Source organism: Janthinobacterium aquaticum (assembly GCF_009208565.1).
Classification (GTDB): Bacteria; Pseudomonadota; Gammaproteobacteria; order Burkholderiales; family Burkholderiaceae_D; genus Janthinobacterium.
In genome coordinates, this window is record NZ_WFLK01000005.1 from 140,802 (window position 1) to 156,810 (window position 16,009).

General features: G+C 60.2%; 15 protein-coding genes. 7 read left to right on the forward strand and 8 right to left on the reverse strand.

Features of this window, described 5'->3' with window-relative positions; all coding sequences use genetic code 11:
• Positions 1-180 precede the first annotated feature (180 nt).
• From GCM43_RS10445 to GCM43_RS10455, 3 genes are read left to right on the forward strand one after another with little or no spacing between them, the layout of a single operon-like run.
• On the forward strand, positions 181-1,281 hold the full coding sequence (locus GCM43_RS10445) for an aromatic ring-hydroxylating oxygenase subunit alpha (RefSeq protein ID WP_152243938.1): 1,101 nt from the start codon (positions 181-183) through the stop codon (positions 1,279-1,281).
• A 53-nt stretch (positions 1,282-1,334) separates the two neighbouring features.
• The gene (locus tag GCM43_RS10450) at positions 1,335-2,258 is read left to right on the forward strand and encodes a DMT family transporter (protein WP_152243940.1); all 924 of its coding nucleotides are present in this window, start codon (positions 1,335-1,337) and stop codon (positions 2,256-2,258) included.
• 26 nt (positions 2,259-2,284) lie between these two features.
• The gene (locus GCM43_RS10455; protein ID WP_152244223.1) at positions 2,285-3,139 is read left to right on the forward strand and encodes a sulfurtransferase; all 855 of its coding nucleotides are present in this window, start codon (positions 2,285-2,287) and stop codon (positions 3,137-3,139) included.
• 43 nt (positions 3,140-3,182) lie between these two features.
• Here GCM43_RS10455 and GCM43_RS10460 read toward each other — a convergent pair whose 3' ends face one another.
• Positions 3,183-3,905, reverse strand: coding sequence for a ZIP family metal transporter (locus GCM43_RS10460; protein ID WP_226929442.1), 723 nt, complete (start codon positions 3,903-3,905; stop codon positions 3,183-3,185).
• Between GCM43_RS10460 and GCM43_RS26120 the strand changes: the two genes are divergently transcribed.
• On the forward strand, positions 3,826-4,041 hold the full coding sequence (locus GCM43_RS26120; protein WP_226929445.1) for a hypothetical protein: 216 nt from the start codon (positions 3,826-3,828) through the stop codon (positions 4,039-4,041). The two genes, GCM43_RS10460 and GCM43_RS26120, sit on opposite strands and share 80 nt — an antisense overlap.
• A 120-nt stretch (positions 4,042-4,161) precedes the next feature.
• Here GCM43_RS26120 and GCM43_RS10465 read toward each other — a convergent pair whose 3' ends face one another.
• Both GCM43_RS10465 and polA read right to left on the reverse strand, forming a co-directional pair.
• Complete coding sequence (locus GCM43_RS10465; RefSeq protein WP_152243944.1) at positions 4,162-5,049, reverse strand: dienelactone hydrolase family protein; 888 nt, start codon at positions 5,047-5,049, stop codon at positions 4,162-4,164.
• A 28-nt stretch (positions 5,050-5,077) separates the two neighbouring features.
• Complete coding sequence (gene polA / locus GCM43_RS10470; protein ID WP_152243946.1) at positions 5,078-7,828, reverse strand: DNA polymerase I; 2,751 nt, start codon at positions 7,826-7,828, stop codon at positions 5,078-5,080.
• Positions 7,829-8,056: 228 nt separating this feature from the next.
• Here polA and GCM43_RS10475 point away from each other — a divergent pair, with 228 nt between their 5' ends.
• From GCM43_RS10475 to GCM43_RS10485, 3 genes are all read left to right on the forward strand, one after another.
• A complete protein-coding gene (locus tag GCM43_RS10475; protein WP_152243948.1) occupies positions 8,057-8,449 on the forward strand; it encodes a hypothetical protein in 393 nt (130 codons plus the stop codon).
• Between the two features lie 81 nt (positions 8,450-8,530).
• Positions 8,531-9,487, forward strand: coding sequence for a homoserine kinase (locus GCM43_RS10480; protein ID WP_152243950.1), 957 nt, complete (start codon positions 8,531-8,533; stop codon positions 9,485-9,487).
• A 3-nt stretch (positions 9,488-9,490) separates the two neighbouring features.
• On the forward strand, positions 9,491-10,276 hold the full coding sequence (locus tag GCM43_RS10485) for a BPSS1780 family membrane protein (protein WP_152243952.1): 786 nt from the start codon (positions 9,491-9,493) through the stop codon (positions 10,274-10,276).
• Positions 10,277-10,450: 174 nt separating this feature from the next.
• On the opposite strand, the gene GCM43_RS10490 is transcribed toward GCM43_RS10485, so the two are convergent.
• The 5 genes from GCM43_RS10490 to thiE form a co-directional block, all read right to left on the reverse strand.
• Positions 10,451-12,763: a UvrD-helicase domain-containing protein gene (locus GCM43_RS10490; protein ID WP_152243954.1), complete on the reverse strand. Its 2,313-nt coding sequence runs from the start codon at positions 12,761-12,763 to the stop codon at positions 10,451-10,453.
• 57 nt (positions 12,764-12,820) lie between these two features.
• A complete protein-coding gene (locus GCM43_RS10495) occupies positions 12,821-13,411 on the reverse strand; it encodes a hypothetical protein (protein ID WP_152243956.1) in 591 nt (196 codons plus the stop codon).
• A gap of 128 nt (positions 13,412-13,539) precedes the next feature.
• Entirely contained in the window at positions 13,540-14,646 is a 1,107-nt protein-coding gene (locus tag GCM43_RS10500; protein WP_152243958.1) for an S-(hydroxymethyl)glutathione dehydrogenase/class III alcohol dehydrogenase, read from the reverse strand.
• A gap of 13 nt (positions 14,647-14,659) precedes the next feature.
• A complete protein-coding gene (locus tag GCM43_RS10505) occupies positions 14,660-15,292 on the reverse strand; it encodes an ANTAR domain-containing response regulator (protein WP_152243960.1) in 633 nt (210 codons plus the stop codon).
• Positions 15,293-15,394: 102 nt separating this feature from the next.
• Positions 15,395-16,000, reverse strand: coding sequence for a thiamine phosphate synthase (thiE, locus tag GCM43_RS10510; RefSeq protein WP_152243962.1), 606 nt, complete (start codon positions 15,998-16,000; stop codon positions 15,395-15,397).
• Positions 16,001-16,009 lie beyond the last annotated feature (9 nt).

Consider the following 16,009-nt stretch of genomic DNA (forward strand, 5'->3'; position numbering starts at 1 on the left):
AAGCTTTTGCAGGCAGGTCGGCAATGCCGGTGCCGATTCGCGCTATAATCTCCGGTTCTGTCCGAAATACCGTTTCAATTGTTTTGAATTCAGGTCTTTGCGGATTCTTTCTCTCTGTAGCGCTTGCCGTGGATGGTCCGGGCAAGCTGCTGACCGTTGTACCTATTATGGGGGGTTGGGATGTCCGATCTGGCTACGCAAGCCAAGCTGGCGCGTTCAAACGCGCAACTTCCGGTCCACGTCTATTTTGACGAAACGCTGTTGCAGCGTGAAATAAAGCAATTATTCCAGGCCGGCCCGCGCTATGTTGGCCATGAACTGATGGTGCCGGAAACCGGCGATTTTGCAACCCTGGCGTCCGAGAACGAGGGGCGCATGCTGGTGCGTAACAGTAATGGCATCGAGGTGCTGTCGAACGTATGCCGTCACCGGCAGGCGCTGATGTTCAACGGCCGCGGCAACGCCAACAATATTGTCTGCCCGCTGCACCGCTGGACCTATGACCTCAAGGGTGAATTGATCGGCGCACCGCATTTCCCCGAAACGCCGTGCCTGAACCTGGCCAAGACCACGCTGCAAAGCTGGAATGGGCTGCTGTTCGAGCAGAACGGCTATAACGTGATGGAAAAATTGAAAGATTTGTCCGTCTCGAAGGATCTCGATTTTTCCGGCTACATGCTCGACCATGTGGAAGTGCACGAATGCAACTACAACTGGAAGACTTTCATCGAAGTCTACCTGGAGGACTATCATGTCGAACCGTTCCATCCGGGCCTGGGCAGCTTTGTCAGCTGCGACGACCTGCGTTGGGAATTCGGCAAGGATTACAGCGTGCAAACGGTGGGCGTGCACCGCGGCCTGCAGCAGTCCGGTTCCGCCGCCTATAAAAAGTGGCAGGAGCAGGTATTGCAGTTCCGTGGCGGCGAGCCGCCGCCGTATGGCGCGATCTGGCTGACGCTGTATCCGAACATTATGGTCGAATGGTATCCGCACGTGCTGGTGGTGTCGACCCTGTGGCCGGACGGCCCGCAAAAGACACGCAACGTGGTCGAGTTCTACTACCCGGAAGAAATCGTGCTCTTCGAGCGCGAATTCGTCGAGGCAGAACGCGCCGCCTACATGGAAACGTGCGTCGAGGATGATGAAATCGGCCAGCGCATGGATGCCGGCCGCCGCGCGCTGATGCTGCGCGGCACCAGCGAAGTGGGCCCTTACCAGTCGCCGATGGAAGACGGCATGCAGCATTTCCACGAATGGTACCGCAGCAATATCGCACTGTAATCCCGGGGCCGCCTTGCGGCCCTTTTTTATTCCAGCCTTTTTCAGCTTAGCCCATGCAATCACTTTGGATGTTATTTGCCAGTTTCATGTTCGCCATTATGGGCGTGTGCGTGAAGCTTGCCTCCGACCTGTATTCCACTTCCGAGATCGTGATGTATCGCGGCATTATCGGCACGACCATCATGACCTGTACCGTGCTGTACCAGGGCGGCAGCTTCAAGACCAGCATGCCCTTGCAGCATCTGTGGCGCGGCGTGGTGGGCGTGGTGGCGCTATGGCTGTGGTTTTACGCCATTTCCATTTTGCCGCTGGCCACTGCCATGACGCTCAACTACATGGCGCCGATCTGGATTGCCGTGATCCTGCTGGTCGGCGGCTGGTGGAAAGGCATGGCGCAGGTCGAATGGCCACTGACCGTGGCCATTGCCATGAGCTTTGTCGGCGTAACGCTGCTGCTGCAGCCGGTGTTTGAAACCGACCAGGCTGCCGGCGCGATTACCGCCCTGGTCTCCGGCATGCTGTCGGCGCTGGCCTACCTGCAGGTGCGCAAGCTGGGCCTGCTGGGCGAACCGGAATACCGCGTGGTGCTGTATTTCTCGATCGTCAACTTCCTCGCCGGCGTGATCGGCCATGTGGCCAGCGCCGGCGGCGGCCCCGTGGTCTGGCACGCCCATACCAGCGCCTACGGCGTGGGCCTGCTGGCGGCCATCGGCCTGTGCGCAACCATGGCGCAGGTGGCCATGACGCGCGCCTATCGCCTCGGTAAGACGCTGGTGGTGGCCAACCTGCAATATACGGGCATCGTGTTTTCCAGCTTCTGGGGCGTGGTGATCTTTGGCGACCTGTTCGACTGGCACGGCTGGCTTGGCATCGGCATTATTCTTGCCTCCGGCCTGGCGGCAACCTATTACAATACACGCAAGACTGCACGTGGCGTGGCCGTCGAACGCACCGACCCGATTGCCAGCGAAGTGTAAAGTATAAGGAGACTGCCTTGCCCAATATCCATCTGACCACCCTGATCAGCGCCAGCGAACTGGCCAGCCACCTCGGCGACGACAACTGGGTCATCCTCGACTGCCGCCATGACCTGATGAATCACGCCGCCGGCAGCGACGCTTTTGCCGCCGGGCATATCCAGAACGCACAGTTTGCCGATATCGATACCGTATTGTCGGGCCCCAAGGCGCCGGCCGGCGTGGACTTTACCGGCCGCCATCCCTTGCCCGAACGCACGGCGCTGATTGCGGCGCTGCGCGCCTGGGGCGTCAATCACGACACGCAAGTGGTGGCCTACGATGCGCAGGGCGGCATGTTTGCCGCGCGCCTGTGGTGGCTGCTGCGCTGGATCGGCCACGCGCAGGTAGCCGTGCTCGACGGCGGCCTGGCCGCCTGGCAGGCACAAGGCTTGCCACTGGTCACGCCGGTGGCGCCGCGCGCACCCGGCAATATTACCGAACAAGCGAGCCTGACGCGCACCGTCAGCGTGCAGGACCTGGTCGCCAATCTGGAAACGCAGGCGCTGCAGGTGCTCGACGCGCGTGCGCCGGACCGCTTCCGTGGCGAAAACGAAACCATCGACCCGGTCGGCGGCCATATTCCCGGCGCAAAAAACCGCTTTTTCAAGGACAACCTGCAGGCTGACGGCCGTTTCAAGAGCGCCGATGAGCTGGAAAAGGAGTTCGCCGGACTGATCACCACACCACAAGCAACCGTGCTGCAATGCGGTTCGGGCGTCACGGCCTGCCATAACCTGCTGGCAATGGAAGTGGCGGGCCTGCCGGGCGCAGCGCTGTATCCCGGTTCCTGGAGCGAATGGTGCGCCGATCCGGCGCGGCCGGTGGCGACCGGACACTGAAAAAAAAAGGCGAACCTGAAAGTTCGCCTTTTTTATTGATGCCTCAGCCGTGCCGGTGACGCGTCAGAAACAGCACAATACATACCCCCAGCGCAATCAAAATCACCTGCGGAATGGTTTCGCGCAAGGTAGCGCGGCGTTGCATCTGCGGCATCAGGTCGGACAGGGCAATATAGATAAAGCCCGATGAGGCAAACACCAGCACATAGGGAATCAGGTTGCTGGCGCGGTCGAGCGTAAAGTAACCGAGCAGGCCGCCAGCGACCGCCATCAGGCTGCACAAGAGGTTGAACACAAACGCGCGCAAACGCGAGAAGCCGGCGTTGAGCAGCACGATGAAGTCGCCGATTTCCTGCGGAATCTCATGCGCGATAATCGCCAGCCCCGTGACAATGCCCAGTTTCGGGTCAGCCAGGAAAGCGGCGGCAATCAGAATGCCGTCGGTGAAATTGTGCATGCCGTCGCCGACCAGGATCATCCAGCCGGCCTTGCCCGCTTCATGCTTGTCATGCCCATGCGCATGGTGGTGGCCGTCGCCTTCGTGATGGTGCGAATGGCGCAGGATGGCAAACTTTTCCAGCATAAAAAACGCCAGCAGCCCGGCCAGCAAGGTGGCAAACAGGCTGCGCGGGTCGGCCTGCGACTCGAATGCCTCAGGCAATGCATGCAGCAAGGAAGTCGACAGCATGATGCCGACCGACAGGCTGACCATGCGCTCGACCACCTTGGACAGGAAGGCAAACGAAAAGATCGCCGCCGCAGTAATGCTGACGACACCTGCGACGGTGGTCGCAAGCAAAATGGATATAAGGACGGGATCGATGATGTCTTACCTCAAAATGGGCGTCAAAGTACTGGCGCCCGCGATGCTGGAGCCTGCAAATACGGTGTTGCTTGAGTGAATGAACGATGCAACCTGGCGGCGGCGCGGTGCAAACAATAATCTACAAGATGCAATTGTACTGCATCTGGTGACAGGCCGGGCATTTGCTGCCTGGCCGGCTTGACTCAGGGCAAGGCCATCAGGACGCCACGCCGTGCTGTTTGAACCACGCCAGGCAGCGCGCATAGCCGTCTTTGGCGTCAGCGGCTACGTAGCTGGGGCGATAATCGGCATTGAAGGCGTGGCCGGCGTCGTCGTACACCACGAACTCCGAGCGGCTCGTGCCCTTGGCCAGTGCAGCCTTCATTTTGGCTATCGTGTCGAGCGGGATGCCGGTGTCCTTGCCGCCATACAGGCCCAGCACCGGCACCGTCAGGCTGGCGGCAATATCGACCGGGTGCTGCGGCGTGACCGGCGTCGATTCGCCGACCAGTCGGCCATACCAGGCCACGCCGGCCTTGACCTGGGGATTGTGCGCTGCATACATCCAGGTAACACGCCCGCCCCAGCAAAAACCGGTAATGCCCAGGCGGCTGATATCGCCGCCATTCTGCTTGGCCCAGGCCACCACCGCATCGAGGTCTGTCATGACCTGCGCATCGGGCGTCTTGCCGACAATGTTTTTCATCAACTCGGGAATGCTGGCCACCTTGGTGGCGTCGCCCTGGCGCACGAACAGGTCTGGCGCCAGTGCCAGGTAGCCTTCCTTGGCAAAACGGCGCGCCATGTCGGCGATATGCTCATGCACGCCAAAGATTTCGGAAATGACCAGCACCACCGGCAAACCGGTCTTGCCTTCAGGCTGCGCCGCATACACAGGAATATCCTGGCCGTCGACCTTGACCGTGATGGTGCCCGAAACCAAGCCGACGTTGTCGGTCTTGATCACGTTTTGCGCCACCACCGGCATCACGGCCACAGCAAAACCGGTGCCGAGCGCCACTTTCAAAAAGCCGCGCCGGCCATCAGGACCGGACAGCGTGCTCGGTCCCAGCAAACTTTCACCATCGGTAATCAAATCCTTCATTGCCGCTCCTTTGTGATTAGGTTGAAAATCAATGCGCCTCGTCCCAGTTCTTGCCCACGCCCACTTCGGCAATCAATGGCACTTTCAGTTCGGCCACGCCGGCCATCAGTTCGGGCAGCCGGCGCTTGACCAGTTCGAGTTCGGCGTCCGGCACTTCAAGCACCAGTTCGTCATGTACCTGCATAATCATTTTGGTCTGCAGGCCATCGGTTTCGAGCCAGTTCTGGACGGCAATCATGGCCAGCTTGATCAGATCGGCGGCCGTGCCCTGCATTGGCGCATTGATCGCGGCGCGCTCGGCGCCCTGGCGGCGCGGGCCGTTCGGTGAATTGATTTCAGGCAGCCACAGGCGGCGGCCAAACACGGTTTCCACATAGCCGCGCGCCTTGGCTTGCTGGCGCGTATCTTCCATATACTGCTTCACACCCGAGAAGCGTGCAAAGTAGCGGTCGATATAGCTTTGCGCGGCGGCCCGCTCCAGGCCCAGGTTGCTGGCCAGGCCAAAGGCGCTCATGCCGTAGATCAGGCCAAAGTTGATGACCTTGGCGTAGCGGCGCTGTTCGCTTTGCACTTCGCTCGCTTCCACGCCGAAGATCTCGGCTGCCGTGGCGCGGTGAATGTCGACGCCTTCGGCAAAGGCGCGCAGCATCGCTTCGTCGCCGGAAATATGCGCCATGATGCGCAGTTCGATCTGCGAATAGTCGGCCGAGACGATATGGCTGCCGTGCGGCGCAATAAACGCTTCGCGGATGCGGCGCCCTTCGGCGCTGCGGATCGGAATATTCTGCAGATTGGGATCATTCGAGGCCAGGCGCCCCGTCACCGCCACCGCCTGCGCATAGTTGGTATGCACGCGGCCGGTGGTCACATTGATCATCTTGGGCAGCTTGTCGGTATAGGTCGACTTGAGCTTGGCCATGCCGCGGTAGTCGAGCAGCACCTTGGGCAGCGGATAATCCTCGGCCAGCTTCTGCAACACCTCTTCGTCGGTTGACGGCGCGCCGGTCGGTGTTTTCTTGACCACCGGCAGTTTCAGCTTGTCAAAGAAGATTTCACCAATCTGCTTGGGAGAGCCGAGGTTGAAGGGCTGGCCGGCCAGTTCATGGGCCTGCTTTTCCAGGTCCAGTATCTTGATGGCCAGTTCGGCCGACTGCACATTGAGCAGCGCATCGTCGATCAGCACGCCATTGCGCTCGATCTTCTGCAGCACCGTAGCCGTCGGCAGCTCGATCTTTTCATAGATAAAGGTCAGCTTTTCATCATTGGCCACATTGCCCCACATGGTGTTGTGCAGGCGCAGCGTGATATCGGCGTCCTCGGCCGCGTATTTTGCCGCCTGTTCGATCGCTACCTGATTGAAGGTGATCTGCTTGGCACCCTTGCCGCACACATCCTCGAAAGGAATGGTGGTGTAGTTCAGGTGGCGCAGCGCCAGGCTGTCCATATCGTGTTTCTTGTGCGACTCGAACACATAAGATTCAAGCAGCGTGTCATGCACGATGCCGCGCAGCGTAACGCCATGGTTGGCGAAGATATGGCTGTCGTATTTCAGGTTCTGGCCCAGTTTTGGCTTTGTATCGTCTTCCAGCCAGGATCGCAGCTTGCCCAGTACATGTTCGCGTGACAATTGATCGGGTGCGCCCGCGTAATCGTGTGCCAGCGGGATATAGCAGGCGGCGTGCTCGGCCACGGACAGCGAGATGCCGACCATTTGCGCGGCCATCGGTTCAAGCGAGGTGGTTTCCGTATCGACTGCCGTCAATGGCGCGGCCATGATCAGGGCGATCCATTTATCGAGCTGGGCGTCGGTCAGCACGGTTTCATATTCCGCTTCAACGGCCGGGGCGGCGTCGGCAAACATATCGCCGGTGGTATTGGCTGCCAGCACCGGAGCGCCAACAGGCGACATCGGCGGCGGCGCCGCACCGAGTTCGCGCAGCAGCGCCTTGAAGCCATAGCGCTGGAAAAACGCCAGCAGCGCTTCCTTGTCTTCGCCCTTGGCCACCAGCGATTCGCCGATCGAGGCCATATGGTCCGACAGGTCGCAATCGGTTTTCACGGTAATGAGTTCGCGCGCTTTCGGCAGCCATGGCAAGGCCGTACGCAGGTTTTCGCCAACCGCGCCGCCCACGCTGGCGGCGTTTTCCATAATGCCGTCCAGGCTGTCATACTGGGTCAGCCATTTGACGGCCGTTTTCGGGCCGCATTTCGATACGCCTGGTACATTATCGACCGTATCGCCGATCAGCGACAGGTAATCGATAATGCGGTTGGGCGGCACGCCGAACTTGGCCAGCACGGCCGCTTCGTCGAGCTTTTCATTGCTCATGGTATTGATCAGCGTGACCTGGCTGTTGACCAGCTGCGCCAGATCCTTGTCGCCGGTCGATACCACCACGTTCATGCCCGCTTGCGCGGCCTGCACGGCCAGCGTGCCGATCACGTCATCGGCCTCCACGCCGTCAACCATCAGGATCGGCCAGCCCATGACGCGCACGGCCTCATGAATCGGCTCGATCTGCAGGCGCAAATCATCGGGCATCGGCGCACGCGTGGCCTTGTAATCGGCATACATATCATCGCGGAAGGTCTTGCCCTTGGCGTCAAACACGCAGGCAATATAGGCAGCCGGGTAGTCGGCGCGCAGGCGGCGCAGCATATTGACCATGCCGTGCATGGCGCCAGTCGGATAGCCATCCGGGCTGCGCAAATCGGGCAGCGCATGGAAGGCGCGATAAAGATAGCTGGAACCGTCGACTAACAGCAGGGTATTTTGCATAAGACTGATCATTTACTGATGAATAAGGTGAGCCGCGCTGGCAAACAGAAAAAGCCGGCGGGCAGGATGATTCATTATCGCAGAGTTTGCCCGCGCCCCACTGAGCGCACCACGCCCTATTTCTGCGCTTTCATCACAGCATGTTGACCAGTTTGTTACAATGCTTTCAGATACAGACGGCATGAAAACTGCAATGGCTGCAGTTCACTACATGGAAGCGAGCCCATCATGATGCGTACCCCGACACTCTGGAAAATCCTGGCCCTGCCCCTGCTGGCAGTGGCAGCTGTTGCGGGCGCCCAGACGCCTGCCAAACCGAGCGATGCGCCACCGCAGCTCGAACGTATCGACGAAATGGGCGAAGCGCCCATTACCGTGACGCCGCAGGCGCCCAAACAGCAAATCACCGAAAAACGCGAAGGCGGCGCCGTCACCGAAGTGAAGGTCACCACCGGCGGCAGCACTTATTACATGAAGCCGTCGGCCGGCGGCGACCTGGCCAACAGCGGCACCCTGCGCGGCCCGCAGTGGAAAGTGCTGGAATTTGATCTGGGCAAGAAAAAACAGAAGCAAAACGAAGAAGAGGCCGCTGACGTACCGGCGCCGCCACCGGCCAAGTAAGTCTGCCCTGCCGCCCTGGTTCCCGCGCTTTTCGCGGGGCCACGGGCTTTTTTTGACCGTTAGACCTTAATCCTACTTCCCATGGCAGTTTTTACCGCGCTAAACCTGGACGATATCGGCCAGTGGATGCAGCAATTTCCACTCGGCAAACCTCTGGCGCTCAAAGGCATTGCTTCCGGCATTGAGAACAGCAATTTCTTCCTCACCACCGAGCGTGGCGAGTTTGTGCTGACGATCTTTGAAAACCTGAGCTTCGAGCAACTGCCGTTTTACCTGCAGCTGATGCGCCACCTGGCCGAACGCGGCGTGCTGGTGCCGGCGCCGATTGCCAACGCCGATGGCGAACTGGTGTGCGCCTTGCAGGGCAAACCGGCCGCCATCGTCAGCAAGCTCGACGGCCAATCGCAGATGGCACCGCAAGCCGTCCACTGCGCCGCCGTGGGCGCCATGCTGGCAAAGATGCACCTGGCAGCGCAGGACTTTCCGTTGCAGCAGCCGAATCTGCGCGGCCTCGATTGGTGGAACGCCACCACGCCCACGGTGCTGCCGCATCTCGATGACGCCAGGGCGCACCTGCTGCGAGCGGAAATCCATTTCCAGGATGCGTTTGCAGCGTGCGCCAGCTACAAGGCCTTGCCGCGCGGCCCCGTACATGCCGACCTGTTTCGTAATAACGTGATGTTTGACGGTGAACGGCTGACCGGCTTTTTCGACTTTTATTTTGCCGGCTGCGACAGCTGGCTGTTTGACGTGGCCGTCACCATCAACGACTGGTGCATCGACCTCGATACCGGCGTACTGGACATTGCTCGCGTACGCGCCCTGCTTGATGCCTATCAGGCTGTGCGGCCATTTACTGCAGAAGAACAGACCGCCTGGCAGCCGATGCTGCGCGCTGCCGCCTTGCGATTCTGGCTGTCGCGCCTGTACGATTACTATCAGCCGCGCGCAGCAGAGATGCTCACGCCGCACGACCCCACGCATTTCGAACGCATTTTGCGCGAACGCATTGCTACACCCGCACCGGAATTGTTTTAAAAAATGGAAAAATTACCTGCAGTCACAGGCTGGCACTGGGTGAAGGAAGGCTTCGGCCTGTTTCGCAAGCAGCCAGGCGGCCTGTCAATGCTGTTTCTCGGCTATATGTTCTGCATGCTGGCAGTGAGCATTATTCCCTTGCTGGGCCAATTGCTGCCAGTGATCCTGGTGCCGGTGTTTTCGGTGGCCTTTGTACAAGCCTGCCTCAATATCGACCAGGGCAAGCGCGTGTTTCCCAGCCTGCTGTTGTCGGGCTTTCGCAAACCGGCCTTTCCGATGCTGTTTTCGCTGGGCCTGCTGTATCTGGGCGCCGCCATTATCGCCATCGGCGCTTCGTCGCTGGTGGACGGCGGCGTATTGTGGCAATTGGTCAGCGGCCAGCTGGCGCGCGACGACGCCGCCGATGTGATCCGCAATTCCAATATGGGTTCGGCGCTGCTGCTGACCATTTTGCTGTATGTGCCGGCCGCCATGGCGTTCTGCTTTGCCGCACCGCTGATCTATTGGAAACAAACCAGCTTGATCAAGGCGCTGTTCTTCAGCTTTTTCGCCGTCTGGCGCTCACTGCGCGCCTTCCTGGTGTTTGCCGCCACCTGGTTTGCCATCAGCATCGTGACCAGCCAGCTGCTGTTCATGATCGCCGGCCGCACACCGATCGCCATGCAGCTGATGATGCCGCTGTCGATGATCTTGACCGTGATTATGCATTGCTCGTTTTATGCGGCGTACCGGCAGATTTTCGGCTTGCCGGTGGATACTGCCAAGACGGTATCGCTCGATAAAGACTGAGCGGTGTTGTCGGATTACGGCCTGGCGGCCTAATCCGACCTACGGCACTAAGCAAGTGTTGTCTACGGTTTTTTCGCCGCGTAGGTCGGATTAGCCGCTGCGCGGCGTAATCCGACAACATTGTTGGCGTCCGCGGGGTTGTCGGATTACGGCCCCATCGGGGCCTAATCCGACTTACCGTCCCAGTTTTTCCAGCTTGGCAATACCGAGGTCCAGCACCTTCATGCCATGCTGGCCAAAGTTGATCTGCGCACGCGCATTGCCGCCACCGCCTTCGATATTGACGATCACGCCTTCGCCAAACTTGGCGTGGGCTACCGATTCGCCGATGCGCCAGCCGCCGCCTGGCGACTTTTGCGCGATCTTCTGGGCAATCGCATTGTCCGAGCCCAGGCTGCCGACCGTGCGCGGTGCTTCGTCCCAGGCGGATTTACGGTTGCCGAACCAGTTGGCCTGCACCTTGGGCGAGAGCCACTTCAGCGATTCTTCCGGCAATTCGTCAAAGAAACGCGACTTCATGTTGTAGCGGGTCTGGCCGTGCAGCATGCGCGTTTGCGAAAAGCTCATATACAGACGCTTGCGGGCACGCGTAATGGCCACGTACATCAGGCGCCGCTCTTCTTCCACGCCGCCGTCTTCCTTGGAGCTGCTTTCGTGCGGAAACAGACCCTCTTCCAGACCCGTAATAAACACGTTGTCAAATTCCAGGCCCTTGGCCGAGTGCACGGTCATCATCTGCAAGGCGTCCTGACCGGCCTGGGCCTGGTTGTCGCCCGCTTCGAGCGACGCATGCGACAGGAAAGCCGACAATGGCGACATTACGGCTGGCAGCGGTGCATCGGCATCGAGGATCTCGATGCCATCCTGGTTCAGCACTGCTTCGCCAGCCTGCGCCTGGGCCGCCGGCCCCAGATGGGCGGGAGCAGCCTGGCCAAAGCCTTCTTCGGACACAAACTGTGTGGCCGCACCGACCATCTGCTCCAGATTCTCGATACGGTCGGCGCCTTCTTTTTCGTTCTGGTAATGCTGGAGCAAAGTACTCGCTTCAAGCACCACGCGCACCATTTCCGGCAACGATAGTTGCTGGGTTTCAAAGCGCACGCCTTCGATCAGGCGCACGAAGCCGCCCAGGCTGGTGCCAGCCTTGCCGGTCACATACGGCACGGCCGCGTACAGCGAAATACCGTATTGCTCGGAGGCTGCCTGCAGCTGCTCGATCGAGCGCATGCCGATGCCGCGCGTCGGGAAGTTCACCACGCGCAGAAAGGCCGAATCGTTGTGCGGATTGTCCATCAGCTGCAAATAGGCAATCGCATGCTTGACCTCGGCGCGCTGGAAGTAGCGCTGCCCGCCGTACACATGGTACGGAATGGCCGCTGAAAACAGCGCGTGCTCGATTACGCGCGACTGCGCATTGGAGCGGTACAAAATCGCGATCTCGCTACGCGAGGCGCCTTCGGCAATCAGCGTCTTGGCTTCTTCGATGATCCACTGCGCTTCCTGCAGATCGGAGCTCGCTTCATACACGCGTACCTGCTCGCCATGGCCGGCGTCGGTGCGCAGATTCTTGCCCAGGCGCTTGCTGTTGTTCGCGATCAGCAAGTTGGCGCTGTCGAGAATATGGCCATGCGAGCGGTAGTTCTGTTCGAGCTTGATCAGGTTTTTCACCTGGAATTCATGCTCGAACGCGCTCATATTGCCGACGTTGGCGCCGCGGAAAGCATAGATGCTCTGGTCATCGTCGCCGACGGCAAACAGGGCGCCGCCGTCGCGCGTGCCGTGTCCTGCCAACAATTTGAGCCAGTTGTACTGGAGATTGTTAGTGTCCTGGAACTCGTCGACCAGGATATGGCGGAAGCGCGCCTGGTAATGCTCGCGCAGCGGCTGGTTGCGGCTCAACAACTCGTAGGTGCGCAGCAGCAGCTCGGCAAAATCGACCACGCCTTCGCGCTGGCACTGGTCGTCATACAGCTGAAACAGCTCGACCATCTTGCGCTCGTGCGCATCATGGGCCTCGACATCGGTGGCGCGCAGGCCCTGGTCCTTGGCGTTGTTGATGAAGTACATCACCGTTTTCGGCGGAAACTTTTCATCATCAATATTATTGGCCTTGAGCAGGCGCTTGATCATCGACAGCTGGTCTTGCGAGTCGAGAATCTGGAACGTCTGCGGCAAGGCGGCGTCACGGTAATGCGTACGCAGCAAGCGGTTGCACAGGCCGTGGAAGGTGCCGATCCACATGCCGCGCGTGTTGATCGGTAACATGGCCGACAGGCGCGTCAGCATTTCCTTGGCCGCCTTGTTGGTAAAGGTCACGGCCAGGATGCCGGGCGGCGACACCTGCTGGGTCTGGATCAGCCAGGCGATGCGGGTAGTGAGCACGCGGGTCTTGCCCGAGCCGGCGCCGGCCAGGATCAAAGCGTTTTGCGCCGGCAAGGTCACGGCGGCGTATTGCTCGGTATTGAGATTGTGCAGAAGATTAGCCATGTCCCGATTATACCGGCAGCGCGCAATCTACTGTGGATTTGTCCAGCAGTAACGCGTTCAGTCTCCAGGCACCGGTTTGGCTTTGCCATTTTGCAGCGCTTCCCCGATCAGGCTGCGCGTGGTGCGTTCGGCCTGCTTGCTGGCCTTGCCCTGGCGCTCGCCCAGCTTGCCCATGCGTTCACTGAGGCTGGCCATGGGTTTTTCATGCGCCTCCATCTTGCGCTGCGTCGCGTCGCTCTGTTCGCCACGCACGGCCTGCTGGCCTATCTGGCGGCCCAGCTTGCCCATCTGCTGGCCATGCCCGTTCATTTCCTTGCCCAGGCTGGTCATTTCCTGCCCCAGCGCACGCATCGGCTGCCAGGCCTGGTCGGCCCGCGCCAGCAGCTCGCGGTCGTCGATCAGATAGGACTCGCCATGATCGCGGAACCAGATAAAGGGGGCGCGATGGCTGCGTTTCGCACGTTCCAGCGCGGCGTTATCGGCGTAGTTGCCGCTGACCGAGATGCCGGCGCCTTCCTGCTGTACCAAGGCATACGGCTCGCCGTCGCCACTGCCACGCACGATATTGACCGCGCCGGTAGCGGCCAATGCATTAAAGGAAAGGACGGCACCGGCCAGGCACAGTGACAGACGCGACGGGATAGACATGAAAACCTCGCAACAGGAAATAGTGGAGCTTGCACTGTAGCGCGGACCATGTCGGCAGACATCGCTGATGCGATAAACGGCAGAAATACAGGAACAGGCTGGCGCATGGCGCGCCAGCCCGGATCAACTTAGTACAGCACCACCGAGCGGATCGACTCGCCGCTCTTCATCAGCTCGAAGCCCTGGTTGATATCGTCAAGCTTCAGGCGATGGGTAATGAGGTCATCGATATTGAGCTTGCCTTCCATATACCAGTCGACGATCTTCGGCACATCGGTGCGCCCGCGCGCGCCGCCAAAGGCCGAACCCTTCCAGACGCGGCCGGTCACGAGCTGGAACGGACGCGTGGAAATTTCCTGGCCGGCAGCGGCCACGCCGATAATGATCGACTGGCCCCAGCCCTTGTGGCAGCACTCGAGCGACTGGCGCATGGTGGTGGTATTGCCGATGCACTCGAACGAGTAATCGGCGCCGCCATCGGTCAGCTGCACGATGGTATCGACCACATTTTCCACTTCGTTGGCGTTGACGAAATGCGTCATGCCGAACTTGCGGGCGATTTCCTGGCGCGCCGGATTGATATCGACGCCGATAATCTTGTCAGCGCCGACCATTTTGGCAGCCTGGATCACATTGAGGCCGATACCGCCCAGGCCAAACACCACCACATTGGCGCCCGCTTCGACCTTGGCGGTAAACAAGACGGCGCCCACGCCGGTGGTCACGCCGCAACCGATATAGCAGACCTTGTCGAACGGCGCGTCGGAGCGGATCTTGGCCAACGCAATTTCCGGCACCACGATGTAGTTGGAAAAGGTCGACGTGCCCATGTAATGGAAGATCGGCTTACCGTCGATGGAAAAGCGCGAGGTAGCATCTGGCATCAGGCCGCGACCCTGGGTCGAGCGGATCGACTGGCACAGATTGGTCTTTTGCGACAGGCAGAATTTGCACTGACGGCATTCCGGCGTATACAGCGGAATGACGTGATCGTCTTTTTTCAGGCTTTTTACACCAGGACCAACGTCGACCACCACGCCGGCGCCTTCATGGCCGAGTATCGACGGGAAAATGCCTTCCGGATCGGCGCCCGACAAGGTGTAGTAATCGGTATGGCAGATGCCGGTGGCCTTGATTTCCACCAGCACTTCGCCCTCGCGCGGGCCGGCCAGATCGACTTCTTCAATCGTCAGGGGTGCGCCGGCCTTCCAGGCAATCGCTGCTTTGGTTTTCATGGATATCCTGTCTTTACTTGGTGGTTTTGGCGCGGTTCAAAAAGGCGCCATGCAAGCCGTTCAGCGTTTCTTCGGCCAGCAGCAACTGGCTGGCGATTTCATTGATCTTGCGGCGGCTCGAACGCGCATGGTCGCGCAGTACTTCAAACGCGGTATTGCGGTCGGTCTGGAACTTGCCCATCAACAGGCCCACGGCCAGGCTGGTCTCGCGGCCGGCAGCGAGCGCAGCGTTCAGGTTCAGTTCAGTACGGCGCAGCTGGCGAATTTCGTCGGCGCGCGCCAGGCCTGCTTCAAAAGCCGGCATCAGGCGGCCTTCGTCGACCGGTTTGACAACATAGCCGACAGCGCCATAAGCGGCTGCCTGCTTGCCCGATTCGCTGTCGCCACTGCCCGACAGAAACATGAACGGCACGGCCGTTTCGGCATGCAGGCGCTTGGCCAGGTCCAGCCCGGACATGCCCGGCATATGGATATCGAGCAGCGCCATGTCCGGCTCACGCTGGGCGACCAGTTCCAGCGCCGCTTCGGCAGAACTGGCCAGCGCCGTCTCGTAGCCGGCATGGCGCAGCACTTCGCCGAGGAATTCGAGCAGCAGCTGGTCATCGTCAACGATCAGGATCAGGCGTTTGGCGGCAGGCTGAGTCATGGGCACGGTAAACCTCTTAGTTAGTCAGTGGTAATAAAATATGGTCTCATTATAAGCCGACTTTTTCGTAAAACCACGGACGCCAGCAGCACTGGTCCGCCGTCAAAACAAGGCGTTAAATTTCCGCACTGCAATAACCACATCACTGGCCTGCACCACGCTGCTGATTGCCGCCACCATGTCGGCGCCGCGCACAACGAGCGGCGCCGCATTGTCCGGCGTCATGCCGCCGATCACCACCACCGGCACGGCAAGCTCGCACCTGGCCTGCTCCACGATGTCTGGCGGCGTGGTCACCGGATACTGCTTGACTTGCGAAGGATAAAAGCCGCCAAAGGCCACATAGCTGGCGCCGGCCGCCTGGGCTGCATGCGCCAGCGCCAGCTCGCCATAGCATGAGGCGCCGACGATCTTGCCCGGGCCCAGCCGCGCGCGCGCTTCGGCCACCGTCATATCGGTGCCACCCACATGCAGGCCATCGGCGTCCAGCTCCTCGCACAGGTCGAGATGGTCGTTGATAATCAGGGGCACGCCATGGCGGCGCGCCAGCGCCAGCAGCGCTGTCGCCTGGCTGCGGCGCAGGGCCGCATCGGCGCTCTTGTGGCGGTATTGCAGCAGCGCTACGCCAGCCTGCAGCGCCTGCTGCGTCACGGCCAGCAGTTGTTCGGTGTCGTCCCAGTTGGGCGTGACCAGATAAAGTCCGCGCATCGTCTGTTC

What these genes read in the sequence shown, in the direction of transcription:
- GCM43_RS10445 (WP_152243938.1), top strand. Translation starts at nt 181, where the DNA reads ATGTCCGATCTGGCTACGCAAGCCAAGCTGGCGCGTTCAAACGCGCAA.
- GCM43_RS10450 (WP_152243940.1), top strand. Translation starts at nt 1,335, where the DNA reads ATGCAATCACTTTGGATGTTATTTGCCAGTTTCATGTTCGCCATTATG.
- GCM43_RS26120 (WP_226929445.1), top strand. Translation starts at nt 3,826, where the DNA reads ATGATGCCGACCGACAGGCTGACCATGCGCTCGACCACCTTGGACAGG.
- GCM43_RS10465 (WP_152243944.1), bottom strand. Translation starts at nt 5,049, where the DNA reads ATGAAGGATTTGATTACCGATGGTGAAAGTTTGCTGGGACCGAGCACG.
- polA (WP_152243946.1), bottom strand. Translation starts at nt 7,828, where the DNA reads ATGCAAAATACCCTGCTGTTAGTCGACGGTTCCAGCTATCTTTATCGC.
- GCM43_RS10475 (WP_152243948.1), top strand. Translation starts at nt 8,057, where the DNA reads ATGATGCGTACCCCGACACTCTGGAAAATCCTGGCCCTGCCCCTGCTG.
- GCM43_RS10480 (WP_152243950.1), top strand. Translation starts at nt 8,531, where the DNA reads ATGGCAGTTTTTACCGCGCTAAACCTGGACGATATCGGCCAGTGGATG.
- GCM43_RS10485 (WP_152243952.1), top strand. Translation starts at nt 9,491, where the DNA reads ATGGAAAAATTACCTGCAGTCACAGGCTGGCACTGGGTGAAGGAAGGC.
- GCM43_RS10490 (WP_152243954.1), bottom strand. Translation starts at nt 12,763, where the DNA reads ATGGCTAATCTTCTGCACAATCTCAATACCGAGCAATACGCCGCCGTG.
- GCM43_RS10495 (WP_152243956.1), bottom strand. Translation starts at nt 13,411, where the DNA reads ATGTCTATCCCGTCGCGTCTGTCACTGTGCCTGGCCGGTGCCGTCCTT.
- GCM43_RS10500 (WP_152243958.1), bottom strand. Translation starts at nt 14,646, where the DNA reads ATGAAAACCAAAGCAGCGATTGCCTGGAAGGCCGGCGCACCCCTGACG.
- GCM43_RS10505 (WP_152243960.1), bottom strand. Translation starts at nt 15,292, where the DNA reads ATGACTCAGCCTGCCGCCAAACGCCTGATCCTGATCGTTGACGATGAC.
- thiE (WP_152243962.1), bottom strand. Translation starts at nt 16,000, where the DNA reads ATGCGCGGACTTTATCTGGTCACGCCCAACTGGGACGACACCGAACAA.